Source organism: Nocardioides pantholopis (assembly GCF_003710085.1).
Taxonomy (GTDB): domain Bacteria; phylum Actinomycetota; class Actinomycetes; order Propionibacteriales; family Nocardioidaceae; genus Nocardioides; species Nocardioides pantholopis.
This window is the reverse complement of record NZ_CP033324.1, coordinates 296,765-323,221: the sequence shown is the minus strand read 5'-3', so window position 1 is coordinate 323,221 and position 26,457 is coordinate 296,765. Positions and strand designations below refer to the sequence as shown.

General features: G+C 74.8%; 27 protein-coding genes and 1 tRNA gene. 6 read left to right on the top strand and 22 right to left on the bottom strand.

The annotated features are described in order from the left end of the window. Nucleotide 1: 1 nt before the first annotated feature. From EBO35_RS01500 to EBO35_RS01470, 7 genes are all read right to left on the bottom strand, one after another. The gene (locus EBO35_RS01500) at nt 2-499 is read right to left on the bottom strand and encodes a ribonuclease H family protein (RefSeq protein ID WP_241153803.1); all 498 of its coding nucleotides are present in this window, start codon (nt 497-499) and stop codon (nt 2-4) included. A gap of 42 nt (nt 500-541) precedes the next feature. Next, nucleotides 542-1,042, bottom strand: a complete 501-nt coding sequence (locus tag EBO35_RS01495; RefSeq protein ID WP_122816160.1) for a pyridoxamine 5'-phosphate oxidase family protein — start codon at nt 1,040-1,042, stop codon at nt 542-544. A 45-nt stretch (nt 1,043-1,087) separates the two neighbouring features. Further along, nucleotides 1,088-2,059 carry an aldo/keto reductase gene (locus tag EBO35_RS01490; RefSeq protein ID WP_122816159.1) on the bottom strand — a complete coding sequence of 324 codons (972 nt, stop codon included), beginning with the start codon at nt 2,057-2,059 and terminating at the stop codon, nt 1,088-1,090. Between the two features lie 127 nt (nt 2,060-2,186). Further along, nucleotides 2,187-2,585, bottom strand: a complete 399-nt coding sequence (locus EBO35_RS01485; RefSeq protein WP_122816158.1) for a hypothetical protein — start codon at nt 2,583-2,585, stop codon at nt 2,187-2,189. Between the two features lie 67 nt (nt 2,586-2,652). After that, nucleotides 2,653-2,865 carry a hypothetical protein gene (locus EBO35_RS01480; RefSeq protein WP_122816157.1) on the bottom strand — a complete coding sequence of 71 codons (213 nt, stop codon included), beginning with the start codon at nt 2,863-2,865 and terminating at the stop codon, nt 2,653-2,655. Nucleotides 2,866-3,032: 167 nt separating this feature from the next. Beyond that, nucleotides 3,033-3,108: transfer RNA gene (locus EBO35_RS01475), tRNA-Thr, on the bottom strand. A 100-nt stretch (nt 3,109-3,208) separates the two neighbouring features. Further along, nucleotides 3,209-3,409, bottom strand: a complete 201-nt coding sequence (locus tag EBO35_RS01470) for a hypothetical protein (RefSeq protein WP_122816156.1) — start codon at nt 3,407-3,409, stop codon at nt 3,209-3,211. Between the two features lie 113 nt (nt 3,410-3,522). Here EBO35_RS01470 and EBO35_RS01465 point away from each other — a divergent pair, with 113 nt between their 5' ends. Beyond that, nucleotides 3,523-4,449, top strand: coding sequence for a LysR family transcriptional regulator (locus EBO35_RS01465; protein WP_122816155.1), 927 nt, complete (start codon nt 3,523-3,525; stop codon nt 4,447-4,449). A 42-nt stretch (nt 4,450-4,491) separates the two neighbouring features. Here the strand turns inward: EBO35_RS01465 and EBO35_RS01460 are convergent, their stop codons facing one another. From EBO35_RS01460 to EBO35_RS01435, 6 genes are all read right to left on the bottom strand, one after another. After that, the gene (locus tag EBO35_RS01460) at nt 4,492-6,066 is read right to left on the bottom strand and encodes an alpha/beta hydrolase (RefSeq protein WP_122816154.1); all 1,575 of its coding nucleotides are present in this window, start codon (nt 6,064-6,066) and stop codon (nt 4,492-4,494) included. Continuing rightward, nucleotides 6,063-7,250 carry a DNA polymerase III subunit delta' gene (locus EBO35_RS01455; RefSeq protein WP_241153802.1) on the bottom strand — a complete coding sequence of 396 codons (1,188 nt, stop codon included), beginning with the start codon at nt 7,248-7,250 and terminating at the stop codon, nt 6,063-6,065. Before EBO35_RS01455 ends, EBO35_RS01460 begins: the two co-directional genes overlap by 4 nt. Continuing rightward, nucleotides 7,247-7,915 (bottom strand): dTMP kinase, encoded by a 669-nt coding sequence (gene tmk / locus EBO35_RS01450; protein ID WP_122816153.1) that lies wholly within the window; start codon nt 7,913-7,915, stop codon nt 7,247-7,249. Before tmk ends, EBO35_RS01455 begins: the two co-directional genes overlap by 4 nt. A gap of 64 nt (nt 7,916-7,979) precedes the next feature. Continuing rightward, a complete protein-coding gene (topA, locus tag EBO35_RS01445; RefSeq protein ID WP_122816152.1) occupies nt 7,980-10,712 on the bottom strand; it encodes a type I DNA topoisomerase in 2,733 nt (910 codons plus the stop codon). Nucleotides 10,713-10,850: 138 nt separating this feature from the next. Further along, nucleotides 10,851-12,326, bottom strand: coding sequence for a DUF7059 domain-containing protein (locus EBO35_RS01440; RefSeq protein ID WP_122816151.1), 1,476 nt, complete (start codon nt 12,324-12,326; stop codon nt 10,851-10,853). 47 nt (nt 12,327-12,373) lie between these two features. Next, nucleotides 12,374-13,456: a winged helix DNA-binding domain-containing protein gene (locus EBO35_RS01435; RefSeq protein WP_164477756.1), complete on the bottom strand. Its 1,083-nt coding sequence runs from the start codon at nt 13,454-13,456 to the stop codon at nt 12,374-12,376. 54 nt (nt 13,457-13,510) lie between these two features. Between EBO35_RS01435 and EBO35_RS01430 the strand changes: the two genes are divergently transcribed. The 3 genes from EBO35_RS01430 to EBO35_RS01420 are packed head-to-tail and all read left to right on the top strand — an operon-like array spanning nt 13,511 to nt 14,863. Then, nucleotides 13,511-14,134 carry an endonuclease gene (locus EBO35_RS01430; protein ID WP_122819197.1) on the top strand — a complete coding sequence of 208 codons (624 nt, stop codon included), beginning with the start codon at nt 13,511-13,513 and terminating at the stop codon, nt 14,132-14,134. Nucleotides 14,135-14,154: 20 nt separating this feature from the next. Next, on the top strand, nt 14,155-14,517 hold the full coding sequence (locus EBO35_RS01425) for a YidH family protein (RefSeq protein WP_122816149.1): 363 nt from the start codon (nt 14,155-14,157) through the stop codon (nt 14,515-14,517). Nucleotides 14,518-14,527: 10 nt separating this feature from the next. Next, nucleotides 14,528-14,863: a DUF202 domain-containing protein gene (locus EBO35_RS01420; RefSeq protein ID WP_122816148.1), complete on the top strand. Its 336-nt coding sequence runs from the start codon at nt 14,528-14,530 to the stop codon at nt 14,861-14,863. A gap of 73 nt (nt 14,864-14,936) precedes the next feature. Here the strand turns inward: EBO35_RS01420 and EBO35_RS01415 are convergent, their stop codons facing one another. Together EBO35_RS01415 and EBO35_RS01410 are read right to left on the bottom strand one after the other, a co-directional pair. Beyond that, entirely contained in the window at nt 14,937-17,294 is a 2,358-nt protein-coding gene (locus tag EBO35_RS01415) for a sodium-translocating pyrophosphatase (RefSeq protein ID WP_122816147.1), read from the bottom strand. A gap of 209 nt (nt 17,295-17,503) precedes the next feature. Then, a complete protein-coding gene (locus tag EBO35_RS01410) occupies nt 17,504-17,842 on the bottom strand; it encodes an anti-sigma factor antagonist (RefSeq protein ID WP_122816146.1) in 339 nt (112 codons plus the stop codon). Between the two features lie 187 nt (nt 17,843-18,029). Here EBO35_RS01410 and EBO35_RS01405 point away from each other — a divergent pair, with 187 nt between their 5' ends. Next, nucleotides 18,030-20,366 (top strand): DEAD/DEAH box helicase, encoded by a 2,337-nt coding sequence (locus EBO35_RS01405; RefSeq protein WP_122816145.1) that lies wholly within the window; start codon nt 18,030-18,032, stop codon nt 20,364-20,366. Nucleotides 20,367-20,381: 15 nt separating this feature from the next. On the opposite strand, the gene EBO35_RS01400 is transcribed toward EBO35_RS01405, so the two are convergent. The 7 genes from EBO35_RS01400 to ssd form a co-directional block, all read right to left on the bottom strand. Further along, complete coding sequence (locus EBO35_RS01400) at nt 20,382-20,735, bottom strand: Rv3654c family TadE-like protein (RefSeq protein WP_241153801.1); 354 nt, start codon at nt 20,733-20,735, stop codon at nt 20,382-20,384. Beyond that, nucleotides 20,732-21,100, bottom strand: coding sequence for a TadE family type IV pilus minor pilin (locus EBO35_RS01395; protein WP_122816144.1), 369 nt, complete (start codon nt 21,098-21,100; stop codon nt 20,732-20,734). Before EBO35_RS01395 ends, EBO35_RS01400 begins: the two co-directional genes overlap by 4 nt. Further along, the gene (locus tag EBO35_RS01390) at nt 21,097-21,300 is read right to left on the bottom strand and encodes a DUF4244 domain-containing protein (protein WP_122816143.1); all 204 of its coding nucleotides are present in this window, start codon (nt 21,298-21,300) and stop codon (nt 21,097-21,099) included. Before EBO35_RS01390 ends, EBO35_RS01395 begins: the two co-directional genes overlap by 4 nt. A 147-nt stretch (nt 21,301-21,447) precedes the next feature. Next, nucleotides 21,448-22,215, bottom strand: a complete 768-nt coding sequence (locus EBO35_RS01385) for a type II secretion system F family protein (RefSeq protein ID WP_122816142.1) — start codon at nt 22,213-22,215, stop codon at nt 21,448-21,450. Further along, nucleotides 22,212-23,030, bottom strand: coding sequence for a type II secretion system F family protein (locus tag EBO35_RS01380; RefSeq protein WP_164477755.1), 819 nt, complete (start codon nt 23,028-23,030; stop codon nt 22,212-22,214). The genes EBO35_RS01385 and EBO35_RS01380 overlap by 4 nt, the downstream gene beginning before the upstream one ends. Before the next feature lie 11 nt (nt 23,031-23,041). Next, complete coding sequence (locus tag EBO35_RS01375; protein WP_164477754.1) at nt 23,042-24,226, bottom strand: TadA family conjugal transfer-associated ATPase; 1,185 nt, start codon at nt 24,224-24,226, stop codon at nt 23,042-23,044. Continuing rightward, nucleotides 24,223-25,269: a septum site-determining protein Ssd gene (gene ssd / locus EBO35_RS01370; protein WP_122816140.1), complete on the bottom strand. Its 1,047-nt coding sequence runs from the start codon at nt 25,267-25,269 to the stop codon at nt 24,223-24,225. Before ssd ends, EBO35_RS01375 begins: the two co-directional genes overlap by 4 nt. Before the next feature lie 129 nt (nt 25,270-25,398). Here ssd and EBO35_RS01365 point away from each other — a divergent pair, with 129 nt between their 5' ends. Further along, nucleotides 25,399-26,196, top strand: coding sequence for an HAD family hydrolase (locus EBO35_RS01365; RefSeq protein WP_122816139.1), 798 nt, complete (start codon nt 25,399-25,401; stop codon nt 26,194-26,196). The last annotated feature ends 261 nt before the right edge of the window (nt 26,197-26,457 follow it).

The following is a 26,457-nucleotide window of genomic DNA, read 5'->3' as shown; positions in this document are numbered from 1 at the left end:
CTCAGCCGGCCTGCTTGCTGGCGGCCACCGCCAGCCGGTCCACGAGGTCGTTCATCCGGTTGCCCGAGTGGCCCTTCACCCAGCGGAACGCCACGTCGCCGCGGGCGTCGACGGCGTCGACCAGCGGCTCCCACAGATCCCGGTTGGCGACCGGCTGCTTGGCGGCGTTGGTCCAGCCGCGCGTGCGCCAGCCGCGCCACCAGCCGTCCCGGAAGCAGTTCACGACGTACGTCGAGTCGCTGACCACCACCAGCGGGCCCTCGAGGGCGAGCACCGCCTCGAGCGCGGCGCGGACCTCCATCCGCTGGTTGGTCGAGGGCGCCTCGGCGCCCGAGGCCCAGACCGCCTCGTCGATCGCCCAGGCCCAGCCGCCGGGGCCGGGGTTGCCGGCGCAGGCGCCGTCGGTGAAGACCTCCCGGGCGCCCACCGGCACCGGCATGTCGGGGCGGGGCGGGCGGCGGGTCCGGGTGCTGGCTCGGGGCGAGGTGCGGGGCGGCATCCGCCCACCTTCACACAGCGGCCGGCCAGGACCGGCCCCGGGTCAGGGGTCCAGGCGGACGGTCCGGTTGTCACCGGGGAACTTGTCCGGGTCGCCCGTCACTGCTGCCCGGGCGGCGCCGAGGAGCCGCTTGACCCGCGAGCTCGGGGACTCCCAGTACTCCGCCGTCTCCGCCTGAACCCGCAGCAGCGCCAGGCCGGGGGTGTCGATCCCGTCGGGGAACCACACCTTCAGCGGTGCCGACCACAGCCGCTCGGCCTGGGCCCGGTCGTGGACCATCTCCGCCTGCCCGGAGACCGAGGTCCACGAGGTGTTGCGGTGGTCGGCGAACGAGACGTTGACGGCCGGGTGCCGGCGTACCTGCTCGGCCTTCGCGGAGTCGTCGTAGGTGAAGAACCACAGGTCGCCGTCGAACTCCACGTCCTGCAGCGCCATCGGCCGGCTCACGTGGGCGCCGGCGGCGGTCATCGTCGTGACCATGCAGATCCGGGCGGCGTCGACGAGCTCGGCGAGCTTCGCCATCTCGGGCGTCGGGTCGGTCATCAGCACCTCCTGGGCAGACCGGCCCAGTACCCGCAACCCGGGCCGTCAGGCGTGCCCGGCGACGGCGTGCGGCAGGTAGCCGGCCCCGAGCTCGGCGAGCTCGTCGTCGCTCAGCCGGAGGTCGACGGCGGCGACCGCGTCGGTGAGGTGCCGGAGCTTGGTCACGCCGACGATCGGCGAGGTCACGGCGGGCTGGTGCAGCAGCCAGGCCAGCGCCACCTGCGCCCGCGGTACGCCGCGCCGGTCGGCGACGGCGCCGACCGCGTCGACGATGGCCCGGTCCTCCTCGCGGTAGAGGTTGCGGCCCCACTCGTCGGTCTCGAGCCGCGCGGTGGTCTCGTCCCAGTCGCGGGCGAGCCGGCCCCGGGCCAACGGGCTCCACGGCAGCACTCCGACCCCCTGGTCGGCGCAGAACGGGAGCATCTCGCGCTCCTCCTCGCGGTAGAGGAGGTTGTAGTGGTCCTGCATCGACACGAACCGGGTCCAGCCCCCGAGGTCGGCGGTGTACTGGGCCTTCGCGAACTGCCAGGCGTACATCGAGGAGGCGCCGAGGTAGCGGGCCTTGCCGGCCTTCACGACGTCGTGGAGGGCCTCCATGGTCTCCTCGATCGGCGTGTGCGGGTCCCACCGGTGGATCTGGTAGAGGTCGACGTGGTCGACCCCGAGCCGGCGCAGGCTCGCGTCGATCTCGCTCAGGATCGCCCGCCGCGACAGCCCGCCGCCGTTCGGGCCGGGACGCATCACCCCGTGCACCTTGGTGGCGATCACCCACTCCTCGCGGGGCGCGAGCTCGCGGATCAGGCGGCCGGTGACCTCCTCGCTGGTGCCCTGGGCGTAGACGTTCGCGGTGTCGACGACGTTGATGCCGGCCTCGTACGCCGCGCGCACGATCGGGCGGGCGGCCTCCTCGTCGAGGATCCAGGGGTGCCAGCCCTTGCCGGGATCGCCCCAGCTCATGCAGCCCAGGCTCAGGACGGACACTTCGAGGCCGGTGCTGCCCAGGCGTGCGTAGCGCATGGCCGGGAGGCTACCGCCGGGCCGCGGGCGGGACGGGGTCTTCCGCGCCATGTAACGCGACGTTCGCTGCACTAGGCGCCCGTTGCAGCGGGCGCCTAGTGGTGCGAACAGCGCGTTACAAGCCGGCTCAGAGGTGGTCCGGCACGATCAGCGCGTCCGGGTCCTGTCGGGGCGGGACGTGGGAGAGCGCGATCTTGACCAGCTCGGCGCGGGTCTTGACGACGACCTTGCGCCGCACCCGGCCGCCGGCGTCGCCGACCAACCCCTCGACGGCCTCGGTGACCTGCGCGTCGGTGAACGTCGGCCGGGTGCCGGCCTCGACCTCGACGTCGGGCAGCGCGACCAGCACCGGGAGCACCTGGGTGCCGAGCCCGTCGAGCAGCGTGAAGCGCTGGTAGCGGTCCATGGTGTCCCAGACCGTGTCGATGTCCGCCTTGCCCTTGCGGACGTCCTTGCGCTGGGCCGCCAGCACCGCCTTGGCGGTCCCGGTCAGCGCGGCGGTCAGCTCGTGCTCGGTGAAACGCATGGCCCCAGCATGCCGGGTCCCGCGGCGCCCCCGGCACGGGAGCCCGGGGTGCGCGGACGCGGCAGCTTCAGTCGGCCGTCTCGGAGCGTCCGCGGTGCTCGGGATCGGCGTACGACGTGGCCTCGTCGGGGAAGTCCTCGCCGACCGGATGGGCCGGTCCGGGCGAGCCCTGGGCGGGGTCGTAGTCGCCGGCCGCCGCGGCCCCCTCGGTCGTAGAGGCCTCCTCGCGCTCCTCGGCGTCGTCGTCGAGCCGGCCGAGATCTCCGGAGCTCTCGCTCATCGCTGCACCTTCCTCTGGGAGGCCGCGCGGGTACCCGCCCGCGCCGTCCGCATGCGGGCCGGCGCGGATCTCCCCGAGGCTCAACGGACTTGGACCGACGTCGCCCGCTCGGGTCCCGAACGCCAACAGCCCCCGCCTGCGTGTGCGCAGGTCAGGGGCCGTTCTGGTGGAGCCGCCTGTCAGAATCGAACTGACGACCTAGTCATTACGAGTGACTCGCTCTACCGACTGAGCTAAGGCGGCGTGCTGCCCGGCAGGGTCCGCAGACCAGCCGGGCAACGGGGGAAGTATACGGACGCCGCCTGCCCCGGTCGAAACGGGCAGGCGGCGCGGGCGGAACGGGTCAGGCGACGAGCTCGACGTCGCGGCGTTCGGCGGGGTCCTCGGACTCCCGCGGAACCAGGTTCAGCGGCGCGGACTGCTCGGCGCCGCACCAGCAGGTGAAGGTCGCGACCGGACCGTGGTCGCCGGCGGCCACCGCGGTGATCTGGCTGGGGAAGATGAGCTGGCGCTTGGCGCAGGCGCTGCAGGTGTGAAGGAACACCGCGGTTTCCTTTCGTCTCGACACGGGTTGTCAACCTCAGCATGCCAACTCCGAAGCCATAGGGGTAGCCTCTCTTTCCAGCAGAAGCCACAGGGTTTGCCTATAGTCCTCGGATGCTCTCGATCCACCAGCTGACCTGCTTCCTCGCCACCTACGAGCACGGCTCGCTCACCGCCGCGGCCGAGCAGCTGGGCTACGCCCAGCCGTCGGTCTCCGAGCAGATCCGCGGGCTGGAGCGGACCCTGGGGGTGCAGCTGTTCCGCCGGGTCGGCCGCGGGATGGTGCCGACCACGGTCGCCGACACCCTGCGCCCGCACGCCGAGCGGGTGCTCGCCGCCGTCGACGACACCCGGCGGGCCGTGCAGAGCGCGCGGTCGCTGGAGACCGGGACGATCCGGTTCGGGATGTTCGGCACCGCCCGCCTGTACGCCGGGGCCGGGCTCGTCGCCGACGTGCTGGCGCGTCACCCCGGTGTCCGGGTGGAGCTGGTGGGGCAGAACTCCCTCGACGTCCAGGACGACCTGCGCCGCGGCCGCCTGGAGGCGGCGATGATCGCGGTCCCCAGCGCCTCCAGCGAGGGCCTCACGGTCACCCCGGTCGCCCGCGACGAGCTGGTCTACGTCTCCGCCGACCCCGCCCGGCTGACCGGCCCGGTGACCGCGCACCGGCTCTCCCAGGCCTCGCTGGTGATGCCGGAGACGACCTGGCGCTCACGCGACTCGACCCGGATGGTGCTGCGCCAGATGCTGCACGAGACGGGCCGCAACCCCCAGACCCGGATCGAGGTCGAGGACGTCGAGACCGCCGTCGAGCTGGTCGGGCTGGGCCTGGCCGACTCGGTGGTCAACCGCGGCGCGGCCGAGCAGCTGGTGCCGCGGCTCGCCCCCGGTGCCGGGTGGGTCTCGCTGCGCCCGCGGCAGTACGACACGCTCGCGATCGTGCACCGCGCCGGCGCCGTCCTCTCCCCCGCGGCGCAGCTGATGATCGAGCTGGCGACCGCCCGGATCCAGGCGATCGCGGAGCCGGTGCGCCCGCGGTAGGCCGGCAGTAGGCACGGCAGGCCCGCGATCGGCCAGCCGGTCTCAGCAGCGCAGGCCGTCCTCGGGCACCGTGCCCTCGAGCAGGTAGGCGTCCACGGCGGCGTCGACGCAGTCGTTGCCGGCGCCGTAGCCGGTGTGGCCGTCGCCGTCGCGGGTGACCAGCACCCCCGACTCCAGCTGGTCGGCCAGCGCCTCGGCCCAGGCGTACGGCGTGGCCGGGTCGCGGGTGGTGCCGACGACCAGGATCGGCGCCGCGCCCGCGCCGCGCACCTGCGGCGCCGGCTCGCTGGCCCGCAGCGGGTAGTCGGCGCACCCGACCAGGCCCCAGGCGAAGACCCGCCCGAGCGTCGGGGAGGCCTTCTCGAAGGCGGCGTACTCCTGCGGGATCCGGTCCGCGGGCACGGAGCCGGGGTCGTCGAGGCAGTTGATCGCCACGATCGCCTCGGAGCTGTTGTTGAGGTAGCCCTCCGGGCCGCGGGAGGCGTAGGCGTCGGCCATCAGCATCAGCACGGTCCCGTCGCCGTCGAGCGCCATCTCCAGGCCGCGGTCCAGCAGGTCCCAGTACTCGCGCACGTACAGCGGCGTCACCAGGCCGAGGAACGCGTCGCCGACGGCGAGCTCCCGGCCGTCGGAGGACGACAGCGGCTCGCGGTCGATGTCGTCGAGCAGGCCGGCGATGGTCGCGAGGCCCTCCTCCACCGTGTAGCCCAGGAAGCAGCCCTCGGGTCCGCGGCCGACGCAGTCGCGGACGTAGGAGCGCAGCGCTGTCTCGAAGCCGCGCGCCTGGCCCAGTGCCTGGCCGCGGGCGTCGAGCGAGACGTCGACCGCGCCGTCGAGGACCAGCCGGCCCACGCGCTGGGGGAACAGCTCGGCGTAGGTCGCCCCGATCTGGGTGCCGTACGACGCGCCGAGGTAGGCCAGCTCGGCCTCGCCCAGCGCGGCCCGGAGCACGTCGAGGTCGCGGACCGTCTCGACCGTGGACACGTGCGCCGCGACCTCCCCGGAGCGCTCCGCGCAGCCGCGGCCGAAGGCCGACGCCAGCTCGATGGTGCGCCGGACCTCCGCGTCGGTGTCCGGTGCGGGGTCGGCGGCGAGGTACTCGTCGAGCTCGTCGTCGGTGAGGCAGTCCACCGGGGCGCTCGCGCCGGTGCCGCGCGGGTCGAACCCGACCACGTCGTAGTGCTCGGTCACGGCGGGGCTGAACTGGCCGCTCGCCGCCTCGGCGTAGTCGGTGCCGGCGGCGCCGGGGCCGCCGGGGTTCACCACCAGCGAGCCCAGGCGCCGGTCGGGCGCGGCCGCGGGGTCCTTGAGCAGCGCCAGCTCGATGGTGCGACCGCCCGGGTCGGCGTAGTCCAGCGGCACCGTGAGCGTGGCGCACTCGAAGTCCTCGCGACAGCGCTCCCAGTCGAGCTGCTGGTCGTAGTACGTCGCCAGCGCCGGCGTCGGCGCGTCGGTCGCGCCGGGCTCGGCCGTGCCGGTGGGCGCGGGGCTCCAGGGGCCCTCGCCGCTCTCCTCGCCGGGCCCGGAGACCAGCGCGGTGATCGCGACGCCGACCGCCGCGAGGACCAGGGCCAGGACGATCACGACCACGACGACCCGGACGACAGCGGGCTTCACCGGCCCACCGCTTCCGGGGCGAGCAGCGCGACCATCATCGACTCCAGCGCGAGCGCGACGGGCACGTTGAAGTCGAGCATCTGCTCGCGCGCCTCGAAGATCCACCCGATCCGGCGCAGGTTCAGCTCGGGGCTGGAGCTGGCCACAACCGCCTGCACGTCGGCACGGATCTCCTCGTTGACCAGCGGCCCGGGGGCGCCGGTGGCGAGCGCGATCGCGTCGCGGTAGACCGACACGAGGTCCATCAGCGCGCGGTCGACGACGTCGAGCACCCGCCGCTTGGCCCGCGACTTCTGCTCCTTGGTCAGCTCGGCGAGCGCGGGGGCGTACTCGCGGGGGCGGCGGCCCCGCTCGACGACGCCGTACGCCGTGTCCAGCTCGGCCTTCTCCCGGGCGTCGAGGTCGCCGGTGAGCTGCTCGGCCTCGTCCTTGCTGACCTCGGCGAGCCGGCTGGCGAAGCGCATCGCCGCCCCCAGCGAGGTGAGCCGGGCGGGCATCGCCACGACCTCGCTGCGCCGCTGGCGGGTGGCGGGGTCGCGGGCCAGCGCCCGGGCCCGGCCGATGTGGCCCTGGCTGGCGCGGGCTGCATGCGCGGCCAGCGCGGGGTCGACGCCGTCGATGCGGACCAGGAAGTCCGCGACGTCGTCGGGTCCGGGGGTCGTCAGCGTGACCAGCCGGCACCGCGAGCGGACCGTGGGCAGCACGTCCTCGACCGTGGGCGCGCAGAGCATCCACACGGTGCGCGGGGCGGGCTCCTCGATGGCCTTGAGCAGGGCGTTGACGGCCTTCTCGGTGAGCCGGTCGGCGTCCTCGACCACGATGATCTGCCAGCCGCGCCCGACCGGGGTCAGTGCCGAGGAGCGCACCAGGTCGCGCACCAGATCCACCTTGAGGGAGAGGCCGGAGGTGCTGACCCGCTTCACGTCGGCGTGCGAGCCGCTCAGCACGGTCCGGCACGAGTGGCAGTGCCCGCAGCCGGGCTCCTCGGGGGTGCGCTCGCACTGCAGCGCCGCGGCGAACGCGACGGCGGCGTTGGACCGCCCGGAGCCGGGCGGCCCGGTGAACAGCCAGGCATGGCTCATGCCGCGGCCGGCCGCGGCGTCGCGCAGCGCCTGCGCGGCCCGGCGCTGGCCGACGAGCTGGTCCCAGACGCTCGGCACGGGGGCCGCGACCGCGGCGCTCACCGCTGACCTCCGCGGGTGGCCCCGGCCAGCAGGGTGCCGACACGGGCGCGGACGGCGGCAGCGATCTGCTCGATCGGGGACCGGGCGTCCAGCACGAGGTAGTGCTCGGGGTCGGCGGCGGCCAGCTCGAGGAAGGCGGCGCGCACCCGCTGGTGGAACTCCAGGGACTCGCCCTCCATCCGGTCGCGGTCCTCGAAGCGGCCCAGGCCCTCGGTCGGCTCCAGGTCGAGCAGCACCGTCAGGTGCGGGCGCAGGTCGCCGGTCGCCCACCGGGCGACCCGCTCGACCTCGGCCACGTCGGCGGGGTCGAGCGCCCGCCCGGCGCCCTGGTAGGCCAGCATCGAGTCGACGTAGCGGTCGGTGACCACGACCGCACCGCGCGCCAGCGCCGGCCGCACGACCGTGTCGACGTGCTCGGCCTTGTCGGCGGCGTAGAGCAGCACCTCGGTGCGGTCGCTGAGCACCCCGGTGGCCGGGCTGAGCACGATCCGGCGCAGCTCCTTGCCGACCGGGGTGTCGCCGGGCTCGAAGGTCAGGTGCGCCGCGTAGCCCTCCCCCCGCAGCCAGTCGCCCAGCAGCCGGGACTGGGTCGACTTGCCCGAGCCCTCGCCGCCCTCGAAGGAGACGAAGACACCGGAGGAGGCGTACACACCGGGACTGATCACGGGGCAACCCTAAGCGTCGGCTCCGACGGCCCGGCCGGCCGAGGGCGGCCGGCCGCCGACGGCGTCAGGACTTCTTGGCCGCGGCCTTCGCCGGGGCCTTCTTGGTGGTCTTCTTCGCGGTGGTCTTCTTCGCCGCCGTCGTCTTCTTGGCGGTGGTCTTCTTCGCGGTGGTCTTCTTGGCCGCCTTCTTCGCGGTCTTCTTCGCCGGGCCCCGCTCGCGGCGGTCGGCGAGCAGCTCGGCGGCCCGCTCCAGCGTGATCGACTCGACCGAGTCGTCCTTGCGCAGCGTGGCGTTGTACTCACCGTCGGTGACGTACTCGCCGAAGCGGCCGGACTTGACCACGACCGGCTGCCCGGAGACCGGGTCGTTGCCGAGCTCCTTGAGCGGCGGCGCCGCGGCGGCGCGGCCGCGCTGCTTGGGCTGGGCGTAGATCTTCAGCGCCTCGTCGAGCGTGACCGTGAAGAGCTGCTCCTCGCTGGCCAGCGAGCGGGAGTCGGTGCCCTTCTTCAGGTACGGCCCGTAGCGGCCGTTCTGCGCGGTGATCTCCTCGCCGTCCTCGGTGGTGCCGACCACCCGAGGCAGCGAGAGCAGCTTGACGGCGTCCTCGAGAGAGACGGTGTCCAGCGACATCGACGCGAACAGCGACCCGGTGCGGGGCTTGGCGCTCTTCGGCGCGTCCTCCGGCAGCAGCTCGGTGACGTAGGGGCCGAAGCGGCCGTTCTTCGCCACGACCCGCAGACCGGTCTCCGGGTGCACGCCGAGCTCGATCTCCTCGCCGGCCGGGTTCTCGAACAGCTCCTTGGCCTTCTCCAGGGTCAGCTCGTCGGGAGGCAGGTCGTCGGGCACGTTGGCGCGCTTGCCGATCGGGTTGCCGTCCTCGTCGGGGCCCTCGAGGTAGGGCCCGTAGCGACCCACCCGCAGGTTGATGCCGGAGTCGGGCCCGCCGACCGGGAACGTCGCCAGCTCCCGGGCGTCGATCTCGCCCAGCTCGTCGACGAGCTTCTTGAGCCCGTCCACGTCGCCGGAGCCGAAGTAGAACTCGGCGAGCTCGGTGTTGCGGTCCTTGCGACCCGCCGCGATCGCGTCGAGGACACCCTCCATCTCGGCGGTGAACTCATAGGAGATCTGCCGCGGGAAGTGCTCCTCGAGCAGCCGGGTGACCGAGAAGGCCAGCCACGCCGGCACCAGCGCGTTGCCCTTCTTGTAGACGTAGCCGCGGTCGGTGATGGTCTTGATGATCGCGGCGTACGTCGAGGGGCGCCCGATCTCGCGCTCCTCCAGCTCCTTGACCAGCGTGGCCTCGGTGTAGCGCGCCGGCGGCTTGGTCTCGTGGCCGTTCGCGCTGATCGAGGCGGCCGAGACGGCCTCGCCCTGGACCAGCGCGGGCACCCGGGTCTCGGCGTCGTCCTTGGCGGCCGACGCGTCGTCGGTGCCCTCGACGTAGGCCTTGAGGAAGCCGTGGAAGGTGATCGTGCGGCCGCTGGTCGTGAACACGACGTCCTCGCCGGTGGCGGCGGTCCCGCCGAGGCGGATCGTGACGGTGTTGCCGACCGCGTCCTTCATCTGGGAGGCGACCGTGCGCATCCAGATCAGCTCGTAGAGGCGGAACTGCTCGCCGCGCAGCCCGGTCTGGGCCGGGGTCCGGAAGGTGTCGCCGGCCGGGCGGATCGCCTCGTGCGCCTCCTGGGCGTTCTTGACCTTGGAGGCGTAGGTGCGCGGCTTGTCCGGCAGGTACTCCGAGCCGTAGAGCTCGCGGACCTGGCTGCGCGCCGCCTCGATCGCCGCGCCCGAGAGCGTGGAGGAGTCGGTACGCATGTAGGTGATGAAGCCGTTCTCGTAGAGCCGCTGGGCGACCGACATCGCGGTCGCGGCGCTCATGCCGAGCTTGCGGCTGGCCTCCTGCTGCATGGTCGTCGTCCGGAACGGCGCGTACGGGCTGCGGCGGTACGGCTTGGACTCGACCGAGCGCACCTCGTAGGTCGAGGTCTCCAGCGCCGCCACCAGGCCCTCGGCCCGGGTGCGGTCGAGGTGCACGACCTTGCCGTCGGAGGAGGCCTTCAGCAGCCCGTCGGGGCCGAAGTCGCCGCCGCGGGCCACCCGGGCGCCGTCGACGGTGTGCAGCCGGGCCGGGAACATCCGCTGGTCGTGCTTGCTGCCGGCGTCGAAGGTGCCCTCGAGGTCCCAGTAGGAGGCGACCTTGAACTTCATCCGCTCGCGCTCGCGGTCGACGACCAGCCGGGTCGCCACCGACTGCACGCGGCCGGCGGAGAGGCCGGACATGACCTTCTTCCACAGCACCGGGGAGACCTCGTAGCCGTAGAGCCGGTCCAGGATCCGGCGCGCCTCCTGGGCCTCGACGAGGTCCATGTCGAGGTCGCGGGGGTTCTCCGCGGCCGCGAGGATCGCGGGCTCGGTGATCTCGTGGAAGACCATCCGCTTGACCGGGATGCCCTTCGGCTTCAGCTCGTCGAGCAGGTGCCAGGCGATGGCCTCGCCCTCGCGGTCCTCATCGGTGGCCAGGAAGAGCTCGTCGGCGTCCTTGAGCAGCGACTTGAGCTTCTTGACCTGGTCCTTCTGGCGCCGCGGCACGACGTAGTAGGGCTCGAAGCCGTGGTCGACGTCGACCGCCAGCCGGCCCCACGGCTTGTCCTTGATCTTCGCGGGGGTGTCGGCAGCGCTCTGCGGGAGGTCGCGGATGTGACCGACGGAGGACTCGACGACGTACCCCTTGCCGAGGAAGCCCCCGATCTTCTGAGCCTTCGCCGGAGACTCGACGATCACCAACTTGTGTGCCACTGCTGCTCTTTCTCCCTGCGGTTGCCGCTGTGTCGCCGCGGTGGGCGGGACCCCGTGCGGGCCCACGGCGGCTCACGGTAGCGCGTGCCCACGAGCACCTCCGGCCCGCACGCCGCCGGTGGGCCGTCCGGGGCCGGCTCAGGCGGGCTCGAGGAACCCCTCGGCGACCAGCTCGCGCACCAGCGGCAGGTACGTCGTCCGGGTCTCCGCGGCGTCGCGCTCCAGCAGCTGCGCGAGCGCGTCGAGGATCTGGCCGACCGACAGCTCCCCGTCGCAGGCGCCGACCAGCCCGGCGGTCAGGGTGTCGGCGGTGCGGGCGCGGCGCAGCCCGCGCTGCTGGCGCAGCACGAGCGTCGTGGGGTCCTCCGCGCCGGGGGCGGACAGGGACTCCTGCTGGACGTCGGCGCGGACCACGAGGCGGCTCTCCGGACCGACCCCGTCGGCCAGGGCGTCGGCGGCGTCGGCCCACGCGCCGATGGCGGGCGCGATGGGCTGCTCGACGTCGTAGGGCCACTCCAGCAGCTCCCGGGCCGGCTCCTCGGCGCCGCTGCGCCGCAGGTTGATCCAGCCGAACCCGATCGCCTCGATGCGCTGCTCGTCGAACCAGGAGAGCCAGGTGTCGTAGCGGGCGGCGTAGTCGGGTCCGCCGTGGTGGCCGGAGTCCTTGAGCCACAGCTCGACGTACGCCGCGGGGTCCAGGACCTCGCGCTGCACCACGAACGCGTCGCAGTCCGCCGCGACCCACGGCAGCAGCCGCTCCTCCCACGGCCGGCCCTGGGTGATCACCCAGTTGGCCAGCACCTGGCACCAGCCGCCGGGGGCCAGGTGGCCCGGTGCCGCGCGGACGATGTCCTCCACGACCCGGTCCCCGGGCAGGCCGGAGTCGCGGTAGACCAGCCGCTCGCCGGTCGCGGGCGAGATCACGAACGGCGGGTTGGTGACGATCAGGTCGAACTGCTCGCCGCGGACCGGCTCGAAGAACGAGCCGTCGCGCACGTCCACCCGGTCGGCCACGCCGTTGAGGGCGGCGTTGAAGCCGGTCATCTGCAGCGCCCGGGGGTTGACGTCGGTCGCGACCACCCGGTCGGTGTGCCCGGCCAGGTGCAGCGCCTGGACCCCGCAGCCGGTCCCGAGGTCGAGCGCGCTCCCGACCCGGTCGCGCAGGGTCAGCTGGGCCAGTGAGGTGGAGGCGGGGCTGATGCCGAGCACGTGCTGGGCGCCGACCCGTGCCGGCCCGCCGTCCAGGCCGGGCGTCAGGTCGCTGACCACCCACAGCGGCCGGGCGGGGTCGTCGGTGGCGTAGGGGCGCACGTCCAGGCGCGCCGCCACCTCGCTGACCGACTGCTCGACCAGGCCCTCGACCGCCAGCCGGTCGACCAGCCCCGGCAGCGCCGACTCCGCGGCCGCGAGCGGCACCGGCGTCTGGAGCAGGAAGAGCCGCACCAGCGTCTCCAGCGGCGACCCGCCCGCGGTACGCCGCAGGCCGGGCGTCGTCTCGTTGCGCCCGAGCGCGGCGTGCGCCCGGGGACCGAGCACCTCGGCCACCGCGTCGTAGGTGAAGTCGGCGGCCAGGAGGGCGGAGCGCAGACGGGAAGGCAGGTCGGTGTCGGGCACGGGGTCAGCCTAGAGAGGGCGGGCCGCGGTCCGGACGGCGCCGGAGGTCAGGCCGGCAGCACCAGCTCGTGGTCCAGGCCCAGGAACTCGCCGTACCGCGCCGCGGCCGCCTCGAGGGCGTCGAGCTCGACCGGCCGCAGCGGCCGGTGCGGCGTGACCTCGAAGGCGACCCGGGCGCCGATCCGGCGCCGCATCCGGCCCACCAGCTGCGCGTCGACGATCGCCATCCCGATCGCCGTCTCCCGGCCCCGCGGGACGATCCCCTCGGCGTCGAGCACCCACCGGCTGTCCTGGTAGCCGCGGTAGGTCTCGTCGAGGATCTGCAGCAGGTGGCCCGCCGGGCGCTGGTCGCCGCGCGGCGCCGCGGTGTCCGGGGCGTGCCAGAACGTGCGGCCGTCGTGCTCGAAGGACGCCAGCAGGTGCCGGGCCGCGTCGAGGCCCCGGCGCACGTCGCCCAGCGACAGCGTCGCCCAGTAGGCCAGGTCGCGCGCGGTGGCCGGGCCGTGCCCGGTGAAGTAGCGCGCCGCGAGGTCGGCGAGGGCCTGGTCCCGGTCGAACCGGGTGTCCGTCCCCACCCGGTCCGCGAACAGCGCGTAGGTGTGGGTGCCGTCGAGTGGCCGGCCGCTGCAGACCAAGCGGTCGGTCTCGGCGAGGCCGAGCAGCAGCATCAGGGGCTGCCCGGTGACGACGATCCCCCGGTCGCGGAGGTCCTGGCGCAGCTGCTCCCGGGTCTGGTCCGGCCGCGCGGTGAGACTCTCGACCACGCCGGCGAGCGCCCGCTCGAGGTCCTGCGCGGTCCAGCCGTGCTGGTCGACCAGCTGGCGCCAGTAGACCGGGCGGACCCGCGGCGCGGTCAGCTCCTGGAGCCAGCCCAGGTCGGCCCTGGCCACGAAGTGCCAGGTGGGCCGGAGCACGTGGGTGCGGATCACCGCCCCGGTGTCGAGCAGCCCGTCGAGGTCGCCCGGGTCGGGCCGGGTGGTGCGCGTCGCGACCGCCCACGCCGCCTGGCCGGGGTTCTCGGCCTGGACCGCGAGCAGGCTCGCGACGACGTCCGACGCGGACGCCGCGTGCGGTGCCGCCAGGTGCTGGTCGCGGATCCGCCACCGCGCCAGGTCACGGTCGCTGGTCACGCCAGCGACCCTAGCGACGGGGACGGACAGGCGCGGCCGGGTACCGCAGCCACCATGGGAGACGCGAGCCAGGCAGGCCGGGCGAGGACGGTCCGGGCGCTGCTGGACCGGCACGGCACGACGTACGCCGAGGACGCGGGGATCCGGCTCGCCGACCAGCCGGCGCCCCTGTGGCAGCTGCTGGTGCTCACGCTGCTGCTCTCCGCGCGGATCCGCTCCGAGGTCGCGGTCGCCACCGCGCGCGAGCTGTTCCGTGCGGGCTGCACCACCCCCGAGCGCACCCGGCGGACCACCCGGCAGCAGCGCGTCGGCGCACTGGGTCGCGGGGGCTACCGGCGCTACGACGAGCGCACCTCCACCCAGCTCGGCGCACTGGCCGACCGGGTGCTCGACGAGTACGGCGGGGACCTGCGCGCGCTGCACGCCCGCAGCGACGACCTCGCGCGCGACCTGCAGCAGTTCACGGGCATCGGGCCGGCCGGCGCGGCGATCTTCTGCCGCGAGGTCCAGGGCGTCTGGACCGACCTCGCGCCGTACGTCGACCCCCTGGCGGCCACCGGGGCGGCCCGGCTCGGGCTGCCCACGTCCCCGACCGGGCTGGCGGCGCTGGTGGGCCCGGACGACCTCCCCCGCCTGGTCGCCGCCTGTGTGCGGGTCGCGCGGTCCAAAGATGAGTGAGGAGGGGTGACACTGGATGGATGGATGAGCGAGCGAAGCGCCGGCCACAGTGGGTCTATGGCCAGGGCGAGGAGCCGGACTACAGCTCCAGCCTCGCCAACGAGAGGACGTTCCTGGCCTGGGTCCGGACCGCGCTGGCGCTGCTCGCCGCCGGGGTCGCCCTCGACGTGGTGAAGCTGTCGATCCCTGCCGGCGTCCAGGACGCGATCGCGCTGGTCCTGGTCGGGCTCGCCCTCCTCACCGCCCTCGTGTCGTGGCTGCAGTGGGGCCTGGTGGAGCGGTCGATGCGGCGCGGGGAGCCGCTGCCGGCGATCGGGTTCGGGGTCCTGCTGGTGCTGCTGGTAGCCGGGATCGGCGCCATCCTGATCGTCTCGTGGCTGTGAGGACCCGTCCGTGACCGGCGCCCCGCGGCCGGACGGCGGGCCGCGCCGTCGCACCGTGCCCAGCGACGAGCGGACGACGCTGGCCTGGGAGCGGACGGCGCTGACCCTGCTCGCGGTGGGCGTCGGGACCGCTCGCCACACCTGGTCGGAGCTGGGCGCTGCGGCGCTGGTGCTGCTGGTCCCGATCGTCCTGCTCACGCTCTGGGTGCTGGGCGAGGGATGGCGGCGCTACGACGACGACCGTGCCTCCCGGGTCTACCGGCCGATCGGCGGCCCCACGTTCGTGCTGGCCGGGACCACCGCCCTGCTCGCGGGGCTCGAGGCGGCCCACCTGCTGACCCGCTGACGAGGCCGGCCCCGCCCCGGACGCCGGGACGGGGCCGGCGCGTCGCGCCGGCCCCGTCAGGGGCGTGCCGGTGCTAGAGGTGCTCGGCCGGGGAGGGGTCCACCGTGGTCGGCGGCGGCGGGGGCGGCGGGCCGGGGGGCGCGTCGTCGCCGATCATGACCGAGCGCCGCTTGGACATGATGACCGCGGCGGCGATGATCGCGGCGGCCGCGATCGCGATCAGGATCCGGGCGACGTCGTTCTCGTCCTCGCCGACGCTCAGCGACACCACGGCGCTGACGATGAGCAGCGAGACCAGGTTCATCACCTTGATCAGCGGGTTGATGGCCGGGCCCGCGGTGTCCTTGAACGGGTCGCCGACCGTGTCGCCGATGATCGTGGCGGCGTGGGCCTCGGAGCCCTTGCCGCCGTGGTGGCCGTCCTCGACGAGCTTCTTGGCGTTGTCCCAGGCACCACCGGAGTTGGCCAGGAAGACAGCCATCAGGGTGCCGGTGCCGATCGCGCCGGCGAGGAAGCCGGCCAGCGCCGTCACCCCGAGCCCGAACCCGACAGCGATCGGCGCCAGGACCGCCAGGATGCCCGGCGTGATCAGCTCGCGCAGGGAGTCCTTGGTGACGATGTCGACGACCTTGCCGTACTCCGGGCGGCCGGTGCCCTCCATGATCCCGGGGATCTCGCGGAACTGCCGGCGCACCTCGAAGACCACCGCGCTCGCCGCCCGGGCGACCGCGTTGATCGCCAGCCCCGAGAACATGAACACGACGGCGGCGCCGAGCAGCACCCCGACCAGGACCGCCGGGTTGAATACGAAGAAGTCGGCCAGCGCGAACTCGTCCTCGTCCGGCTTGGCGTCCTCGAGCGCCTCGAAGGCCGAGGTCGCGTAGGAGCCGAACAGCGCGGTCGCCGCCAGCACGGCCGTGGCGATCGCGATGCCCTTGGTGATCGCCTTGGTCGTGTTGCCGACCGCGTCGAGCTCGGTCAGGATCTGGGCGCCCTCGGGGCTGACGTCGCCCGACATCTCCGCCACGCCCTGGGCGTTGTCGGAGACCGGGCCGAAGGTGTCCATCGCGACGATGACGCCGACGGTCGTGAGCAGTCCGCAGCCGGCCAGCGCGACCGCGAAGAGCGAGACCGTCAGCGAGACCCCGCCGAGCAGGAACGCCCCGAACACGGCGGCGCCGATGACCAGCGTCGTGTAGACCGCCGACTCGAAGCCGACCGAGAGGCCCGAGAGGATCACGGTGGCCGGCCCGGTCAGCGAGGTCCGGCCGACGTCCTTGACCGGGCGGTACTCGGTGCCGGTGTAGTAGCCGGTCAGGGCCAGGATGCCGGCCGCCATCACGATGCCGATCACCACCGCGACCGCGGCGATCAGCGCCGGGTTGCCGTCGGCGGTGCCGCCGATCACCCGGTCGAGCGTGTTGTCCTCCAGGCCCTCGAGGTCGCCGAAGCTGGTCGGCAGGTAGACGAACGCGAGCACGACCGAGGCGATCGCCGCGATGCCCGAGGAGAGGTAGAAGGACCGGTTGATCGTGACCAGCCCGTTCTCGCCGGCCTTGGGCCGGGTCAGGTAGACCCCGGCGACCGCGGTCAGCGCGCCGATCGCGGGGATCAGCAGCGGGAAGACCAGCCCGGCGTCGCCGAACGCCTGGGAGCCCAGGATCAGCGCCGCGACCAGCGTGACGGCGTACGACTCGAAGAGGTCGGCCGCCATGCCGGCGCAGTCGCCCACGTTGTCGCCGACGTTGTCAGCGATCGTCGCCGCGTTGCGCGGGTCGTCCTCGGGGATGTTGTTCTCGACCTTGCCGACCAGGTCCGCGCCGACGTCGGCGGCCTTGGTGAAGATGCCGCCGCCGACCCGCATGAACATCGCGAGCAGCGCGGCGCCGAAGCCGAAGCCCTCCAGCACGTGCGGCGCCTCGTCCTGGAAGCAGAGCACCACGACGCTCGCGCCGAGCAGCCCGAGCCCGACGGTCAGCATCCCGACGGTGGCGCCGGTGCGCAGGCCGATGTTCATCGCGGCCTCGCGGCCGGTGGTGTTGGCGGCCGCGGCGACCCGCAGGTTCGCGCGCACCGCCAGCGACATGCCCAGGTAGCCGACGGCGCCGGAGAACCCGGCACCGACCAGGAAGAACACCGACCGGAAGATCCGGACCACTGCGTCGTCCGCCGGCAGCGCCAGCAGCAGGAAGAACGCGAGTGCCGCGAAGATCGCGAGGGTCCGGAACTGCCGCCGCAGGTAGGCGTCCGCGCCCTCCTGGACGGCCTGGGCGATGGCCTTCATGCTCGCGGTGCCCTCGGCGGCGGACAGGACCTCCTGGCGGAACATCGCCGCCATCGCCAGCGCGCCGAGCGCGATCAGGGCGACGACGACGACCAGGACGAAGTTGCCACCGGAGACTTCCACGACAGCGGGAGAGATCCCCGTCATCTGCTTCCTCCAGAGATGGATGCTGCGGCTCGGGGCCGCGGATGGGTGGAGCGATCCAGGTCGGAACGAGCGGGAGTCTACGCAGATGAGACGTGCGTCACGGTGAAGGATGTGACGCACACCACATCAGGGGTGCGAGTCAGGGCGCGCGAACGGCCCGGATGCGCGGGGCGCGGCCGGGCCGGCGGGAGCCGGGAGGAGGGGTGCGCTCAGCTGTTGGCGAGCGCGGCGTCGGCGGAGTCGTGGATCACGAACACCTTGGCGAGGCCGGTGATGCGGAAGATCTTCAGCAGGCGGTCCTGGGTGCAGACCAGGTGCAGCGAGCCGTCGTGGGCGCGCACCTTCTTCAGGCCGCCGACCAGCACGCCCAGACCGGTGGAGTCGAGGAACTCGACGGCCTCCATGTCGATGACGAGGTCGTAGACACCGGCGGCGACCAGCTCGGTGATCTTGTCGCGCAGCTTGGGGGCCGTGTAGACGTCGATCTCGCCGCCGACGGCAACGATGGTCTTCCCATCGACGTCGCGCGTTGCAAGAGTGAGGTCCACGTGTACTCCCTCGAAGGACTGACTGAGCCGCCTTGCTGGAGACACCGCGTCCCCACACTTGGCCTGCATATGAAACCACGCCGACGAGTCGGCCGCACACCGTAGTTAACCCCGGCTGCCCCCACGGCGACCGGTCGCCCCCCGGCGGACCGGCTGCGTGTCGGTGCGCCCTGCCAGAATCGGGACCGTGACGACGACCCTCTCCCCGCGCGGCGGCTCGGTTGCCGCACTGGTGGACCGCCTGGCCTCGGTGCCGGGCCGGGAGGACCGCCTCACCCACCTCGAGGTGCTCCCGCCGCGGGCGGGCGACCCGGTGCCCTGGCCGGACTGGACCAGTCCCGACGTGGTCGCCGCCTTCGGGGCCCGCGGGGTGCGCTCGCCCTGGCGTCACCAGGCGGTGGCCGCCGAGGCCGCGCACGCCGGGCAGCACGTCGTGGTCGCGACCGGCACGGCCTCCGGCAAGTCGCTGGCCTACCAGCTGCCCGCCCTCACCCGGATCCGCGAGTCCCGAGGCGCGCGTGGCCAGCGCGGTGCCACCGCGCTCTACCTCGCGCCGACCAAGGCCCTCGCCCAGGACCAGCTGACCTCGATCACCTCGCTCGGCCTCGACGTGCGGGCGACCACCCACGACGGCGACAGCGGGCGCGAGCAGCGCGACTGGGCGCGCGACCACGCCGAGTACGTCCTCACCAACCCCGACATGCTGCACCGCTCGCTGCTGCCGGGGCACGCCCGCTGGGCCCAGTTCCTGCGGTCGCTGCGCTTCGTGGTCGTCGACGAGTGCCACCACTACCGCGGCGTCTTCGGCGCCCACGTCAGCCACGTCCTGCGCCGGCTGCGACGGGTCTGCGCCTCCTACGGGGCCTATCCCACCTTCGTGCTGGCCTCGGCGACGGTCGCCGAGCCGGAGACGGCCGCGCGCCGGCTGACCGGCCTGGACGTCCTGGCCGTCACCGCCGACGCCTCGCCGCGGGGCCGGGTCGCGCTGGCCCTGTGGGAGCCGCCGTTCACCTCGTTCACCGGGGAGAACGGCGCGCCGGTGCGCCGGGCCGCGTCCTCCGAGACCGCCGACCTGCTCGCCGACCTGGTCGTCGAGGGGGTGCGCACGCTGGCGTTCGTGCGCTCCCGGCGCGGGGCCGAGCAGGTCGCGATGACCGCTGCGGAGCTGCTGGCCGAGGTGGACCCAGCACTGCCGGGGCGCGTCGCGTCCTACCGCGGCGGCTACCTCCCCGAGGAGCGGCGGGCCCTCGAGGACGCGCTGCGCCGCGGCGACCTCACCGGTCTCGCGGCGACCAACGCCCTCGAGCTCGGCATCGACATCAGCGGGCTGGACGCCGTGCTGATGGCGGGCTTCCCCGGCACCCGCGCCGCCCTGTGGCAGCAGCTCGGGCGCGCCGGACGGGGGGCCGGCGACGCGCTGGGAATCCTCGTCGCCCGCGACGACCCGCTGGACACCTACCTCGTCAACCATCCCGAGGCCCTGCTCGGCCAGCCGGTCGAGGCCACGGTCTTCGACCCCGGCAATCCCTACGTGCTGGGGCCGCACCTGTGCGCCGCCGCGCAGGAGGCCCCGCTGACCGAGGAGGACCTGCCGCTGTTCGGTCCCACGGCCCGCGACGTGGTCGATGCGCTCACCGCCGCCGGGCTGCTGCGTCGGCGGCCGCGCGGCTGGTTCTGGACCGACCGGCGCCGGGCCGCAGACCTCGCCGACATCCGCTCCTCGGGCGGCTCCCCGGTGCAGCTGGTCGAGGCCGGGACCGGTCGGGTCATCGGCACCGTCGATGCCGCCGGCGCGCACGCCGCGGCGCACCCGGGCGCTGTCTACGTCCACCGCGGGGAGACCTGGCTGGTGGACTCCCTGGACCTCGACGAGCACGTCGCGGTCATCGGCCGGGCCGACCCCGGCTACTCCACCTCGGCGCGGGAGATCACCGACATCGCGATCGTCGCCGAGCGCGAGCACCAGGACTGGGGCGGCTGCCGGCTCTCGTTCGGCGACGTCGACGTCAGCCACCAGGTCGTGTCGTTCCTCAAGCGCCGCCAGCCCAGCGGTGAGGTGCTCGCCGAGGAGCCGCTCGACCTGCCCGAGCGCACGCTGCGCACGGCCGCGGTCTGGTGGACAGTCCCGGATCACGTGCTCGCCGAGAGCGGGCTGGCGACCGCGGACCTCCCCGGCGCCGCGCACGCCGCCGAGCACTGCTCGATCGGCCTGCTGCCGCTGTTCGCCACCTGCGACCGGTGGGACATCGGCGGCGTCTCCACGGCCGTCCACCCCGACACCGGGATGCTCACGGTCTTCGTCCACGACGGTCACCCCGGCGGGGCCGGCTTCGCCGAGCGCGGGTACGCCGCGGCCCGCGCGTGGCTCTCGGCGACGCTCGAGACGATCCACTCGTGCGCCTGCCTGGACGGCTGCCCCTCGTGCATCCAGTCGCCGAAGTGCGGCAACCAGAACAACCCCCTCGACAAGGCCGGCGCCGCCGCCCTGCTCACGGTGCTGCTGGCCGGCGCCCCGACCACCTAGGCCACCTAGGCCAGCTCAGGCCGGGCCGGCCCGGGCCTCGGCGACCAGGTCGCCGTCCTGACCCAGCCAGCGCGGCCCCCGCACCGACACCCGCAGCCGCACGTCGCGACCGTCGACGCGGCACTCCAGGACGCTCGCGTCGTTCGCCTGGGCGATCGCCATCCCCGCCCCGCAGCCGCTGCCGCCTCGGGCGACGTCCTGGGCGGCGGCGAGCGCCGCCAGGTCGGCGGCCGCCTGCGCCTGGCGATGGGCCACGACCATCGCGGCCACCACCCCGAGCCCCGCGCCGACCAGCAGCAGGACCCCCAGGCAGGCCGTGGCCATCAGCGACGCGGAGCCGCGCTCGTCGCGGGCCGGCGAGCCGGTCACGGCAGGTCCTCGGCCGCCGCCACCGCCTCGGACCGCACGGTCACGCCGGGCAGGAAGGCGAACAGCCCGCCCGGGCCGCGGACCCGCCCGCTGGCGGTGGCCCGGACCTCCTCCGGTCCCCGCGCCAGGGTGATCCGGGATCCGGGCGGCGCCACCCCCTGCCCGCGGGCGATCGCCGCGGCGTCGGCGTCGCCGCGGGCCGCCGCCCGCGCGGTCTCGCGGGCGGCGTCGACGACCCGGACCTGCGCTGCGCCGACCGCGAGCAGCCAGACCAGGCCGATCGTGACCGCGACCAGCAGCGGCAGCACCAGCGCCAGCTCGGCGGTCGCCGCCCCCCGCTCCCCGCGCGGACGGCCGCCACTCACCCGATGCCCAGCAGGCCGAGGACGTGGTCGAACAGCGACTTGAGCAGCTTGTCACCGAAGCCGCCGGTGAGCAGCTTGTAGAGCAGGCCGGCCAGGCCGGCGCCGGCGGCCGTGCCCACGGCGTACTCGGCTGTCGTGATGCCGCGCTCGTCGCGGCCCGAGCGGGGCAGCGGGATCGGCGGGGTGGGGATGTGGGTCATCGGATCTTCTCCTTCTCCGGCCACGGGCGTGGCCACCGGGACCACACTCGGCCGCGGCGGCGACGCCGGGCCCGGTGCTGGGGCGCCGCTGTGGAGGGCCGGCGCGGAGGGCCGGGCGGTGGACGGTTGGCGGCCCGAGCCGCCCGGTCACAGGCCGAGGGTGCCGAGCATCCCGGCGACCAGCGGCACGATCCCCACGAGCACGAAGGCGGGCAGCAGGCACAGCCCCAGCGGCAGCGCGGCCCGGACGCCGACGGCGCGGGCCCGGTCCTCGACGTCGGCCCGGGCCGTCTGCGCCAGCTCCTCGGCCAGCCGTTCCACGGAGCGGACCACCGGAGCTCCGGTCGCCTGGGCCCGGGCCATGGTCCGGCCGAGCGGTGCCAGGACCGGGTCCTCGGCCAGCTCGGCCCAGACCTGGCCCGGATCGACCCCCACCGCGAGCCGGGCCGCCACGGGCGCGAGCCGGTCCGCGGCGGCGCCGGGCAGGGCCGCGCCGACGGCGGCGACCGCAGCCCCCGGCGCGGTGCCGGCGCGCAGCGCGGCAGCGAGCAGACCGACCACGTGCGGCAGGTCCGCGCGGACCGCCTCCCGACGGCGACGCTGCGCCGGTGGCTCGGCGCGGCCGACCGCCACCCAGACCACCGCCCCGGTCACCGGAGCCGCCACCACCCCCGCCGGGCCGCCGAGGAAGGTGAGCGCGCCGAGGCCGGCGAGCGCCGACCACAGCGGGCGGTAGCGCAGCATCCAGCCCTGGTCGTCGCCACGGCGGGCCCCGTGCCCCGCAGAGCCCGTGGCTCCGGCGGGACCCGGCGGGAAGGCGCGGGGCGGCAGGTCGCCCGATCGGCCGGGCAGGGCCAGGGCCAGCGCTCCCCCGGCCGCGAGGGCGGCCAGGACGAGCGCGGCGCCCGGGCTCACCGGGCGCGGTCCACGTCGCGGGCGATCGCCTCGATCCAGGCCAGCCCGGTGAGTGCGAACCCGGCGCCGCCGGCGAGGCAGGCCAGCCCGGCCGGCGAGCCGAGCAGGAACCCCCAGGGGTCGCCTCCGGCCCCCGAGCCCATGGCCAGCGCCAGTACCGGCAGGCCGGCCACCAGGCGGGCGGTGGCCCGGGCCGAGGCCAGCTCACCGGCGACGACGCGCCGGGTGGCGCGGGCGGCGCGGAGCTCGACCGCCACCCGGTCGACCGCCTCCGCGAGCCCCTGCCCGGTGCGGTGCGAGACCTGCCAGGCGGCCGCCACCAGTCGCAGGTCCCCCGCCCCCGGCGCTCGCGCCGTCTGCCGCAGTGCGTCGGGCACGTCCGCGCCCACCCGGAACGCCTCGGCCGCGGGCCGCACGGGCGGCCACAGCGCGGCGGCGCGCCGCAGCGCGAGCCCGGGCGGCTGGCCCACCGAGAGCTCGGCCGCGAGCTGCTCGCAGGTCTCCAGCACCCGGCCGCCGACGTGCTCGGCCTCCATCCGGGCGGCACGCTGACGCCACAGCGCCAGGGCGCCGGCCAGCGCTCCCGCGGCCACCAGGACGAGGGCGGCCCGCTGACCGGTCGCATCGCCCAGTACCAGCACCGCCCCGACGGCACCGACCAGCACGGGCGGGCCTGCCCCGGGCAGGCGACGGCGAGGTCCCGACCGGCTCGACGGGAACATCAGGAGCACGGCTCCCGCCGCGCAAACGGCCGCGACCAGCGCGGCGGGCTCGGCCATTCTCCCGGCCATGCTCTGGGTCATGCTCTCGGTCATGCCGACCGGGCTCATCCGGCTCGCCGGTCCAGCAGCGCGTCCAGCCGGTCGGCCGCGGGACCGGTGCGGCTGCGGCCGGCGGAGTCGAACTCGACGGCCGTGACCATCCGGACCAGGCCGGTCGGCTCCCGCTCCGGGGCCGCGACCTCCCGGAGCCGGCGGGCGCCGTCGCGGCCCCGCACCACGTGCAGCACCAGGTCCACCCCGGACGCGAGCTGGCTGTGAGCGGCGGCCCGGTCGAGCCCGGCGGCCAGCGCCAGCGCCTCGACCCGCGCCGGCACGTCGGCCGCGGAGTTGGCGTGCAAGGTCCCGCAGCCGCCCTCGTGGCCGGTGTTGAGCGCCGCGAGCAGGTCCACCACCTCCGCACCGCGCACCTCACCCACCACGAGCCGGTCCGGACGCATCCGCAGCGCCTGCCGGACCAGCGTGCGCACGTCGATGGCGCCGGCGCCCTCGATGTTGGGCGGCCGCCCCTCCAGGCCGACGACGTGCGGGTGCTCCGGCCGCAGCTCGGAGGCGTCCTCGACCACGACCAGCCGCTCCGTCGCGGGCACCGCGGACAGCAGTGCCGAGAGCAGGGTGGTCTTGCCGCTGCCGGTGCCGCCGCTCACCAGGAAGGCCAGGCGCGCGGCCAGCACCGCCTCGAGCAGGCGGGCGCCCTCGCGGCTCAGCCCGCCGGCGGCGACCAGGTCGGCCAGCGAGAAGTGCTGGCGCCGGGGCACCCGCAGGGACAGGGCCGTTCCGGGCCGGGAGACCGGGGCCAGCACCGCGTGGAAGCGGGTGCCGTCGGCGAGTCGCAGGTCGGCGTGCGGGGCGGCGTCGTCGAGGCGTCGGCCGGCAGCGGCCGCCAGGCGCTGGGCGAGGCGGCGGACCGCGGCCTCGTCGGGAAACGTCGTCCCGGTGCGCTCCAGGCCGCGGCCGCGGTCGAGATAGACCTCCTCGGGCCCGTTGACCAGGACGTCGGTCACGTCCGGCAGCCGCAGCAGCGGCTCCAGCGGACCCGCGCCGACGATGTCGCGGCGCAGCGACTCGTAGACGGCCAGCACCGTGGCGTCGCCCACCGGGCGGCCCGCCTCCCGCAGCGCCTCGGCCACCCGGTGCGGGGTCACCGGGCCCGGATGGGCGGCGAGGCGGTCGCGGACGGCGTCGAGCGTGCCGGCCGGCAGCCCCGGGGCCGGGTCCGTGGTGGCGCTCACGCGGCGGCCCGGCTCACCGCGACCCGCGCGAGCACCTCGCCGACGGCCCGGGCCAACGGGCCGCGCCGCGACCGCACCGGCCCCAGGCCGAGCCCGATCGACTCCGCCAGACCGCGCTGGTCCGCCATCGTCACCAGGACCCCCACCCCGGTCAGCCGGGCGACCTCACGGGGGTCCGGCGCCGGGCCCCGGACCACCAGCCGGACCCCGCTGCGGTCCGGAAGGCGGGCGCACAGCCGGGCGGCGGACGCGAGACCGGCCAGGCCGGGCGTGACCACCACGAGCACCAGGTCGCACCGGGCCGTCACCTCCTCGACCACGGGGTCCGCCGCCCGGGGCAGGTCCACGACGACGACGTCGTGGCCACGCTGGGCCGCCGAGAGCACCTCCCGGACGGCGTCCGCCGGCAGCGGCTCGCTGGCTCCGGCGTACCAGGTGAGGGCTCCGAGGTCGCCGCGCCGGGGCAGCGCGTCGCGCAGCGACCGGGCGCCCAGCCGCCCGGTGGTCTGGCACAGCGCGTCCCAGCGGACCCCCTCCTCGCCCTCGAGGCCGAGCACCCGGTCCACGCCGGGACCGAGCGGGTCGGCGTCGATCACCACCGCCGGCCCGGACCGGGCCGCGACCTGACCGAGCGCGCACGCGAACGTCGTCGCCCCGGCGCCGCCGGAGCCACCCAGGACCCCCACCGTGAAGCCTCGCGCCCGGCCGCTGTCTCCCAGGTCGGTGAGCAGGTCGGTGAGCCAGCCGTCGGAGCGGGGCAGCTCGGCGACGTTCTCCGCACCGACCGCGAGGGCCAGCCGGAACAGCTCGTCGGGGGACTCGCCCCAGGCGACCACGTGCACCCCCGGGCGCCGGCCCGGCGCGAGCCGGGCCACCGGGGCCGCGAGGTCGGCGCCGAGCAGGACCAGGGGCGCCGCCGCCCAGCCCCGCAGGGCGGCCGCGGCGTCGTGGGCGACGTCCGGGGTGACCCCGGCGGCCGCAGCCAGGCGGAGCAGCTCGTCGAGGAGCGACTCGTCGGCGGTGATGAGGAGGGGCGTGCGCATGGCAGCAGGCTCCCGGCCCCGGAGACGCCGGCCGGACGCCGGGCCCCGGGCTGTGGACGAGGGCCGCCCCGCGCGGCCCTGTGGACGGAACCTGGTCGGGGTCACCGGCTCGCCACCTACGATGTCCCCATGGCGTCCCGCCCCACTGCGGCCTTCTTCGACCTCGACAAGACGATCATCGCGAAATCGAGCACGCTGGCGTTCAGCCGGCCCTTCCAGGCCGGCGGCCTGATCTCTCGCCGCGCGGTGCTGCGCTCGACGTACGCCCAGTTCGTCTACCTGGTCGGCGGCGCGGACCACGACCAGATGGAGAAGATGCGCCAGTTCATGTCACAGCTGTGCGCCGGCTGGGACGTGGCCACCGTCAAGGAGATCGTCGCCGAGACCCTGCACCACATCGTCGACCCGCTGGTCTACGACGAGGCGGTCTCGCTGATCGAGGAGCACCGGCTCGCCGGCCGCGACGTCGTCATCGTCTCGGCGTCCGGAAGCGAGGTGGTCGAGCCGATCGGCGCGATGCTCGGCGCGGACCGGGTCATCGCGACCCGCATGGAGGTCGAGGACGGCCGCTACACCGGCGGCATCGCGTTCTACGCCTACGCCGAGGAGAAGGCCCGCGCGATCCGCGAGCTGGCCGACGAGGCCGGCTACGACCTCGCCGAGTGCTACGCCTACAGCGACTCGGTCACGGACGCCCCGATGCTCGGGGCAGTCGGGCACCCCTACGCCGTGAACCCGGACCGCGACCTGCGTCGCCTCGCCGCTGCGAAGGGCTGGCCGGTCCTGGTCTTCAACCGCCCCATCGCCCTGCGCAGCCGGGTCCTCCCGGCGGGCCGGCCCACGCTCGCGGCGCTCGCCGTCGGCGGGGCCGTGGCGGTCGGCGGCATGCTCTGGGCCAGCGCCCGCAAGCGCCGGCTCGAGGCCTGAGCACCGCCCCCTGGCGGGCCCGAAAGTCAAGGCTTGTCCCCGCCCCCGAACGGGCGTAGAAAAGAAGTCACAACTCCACAGACGTACACGCGAACCGCGGTACCCACGCGGCGATCTACCCTCCTTGGGGGCGCTGTCCGAGCCGGTGAAGCCGGCCGCAGTAGTTGACCTTGCACGCCTGGTAGCCATGGTTTCGCGTGTCAGCGGTGGCATCCGGGTGAAGAACGCGGGTGCCACTCGCATGTTCGGGCAGCCTCCTAC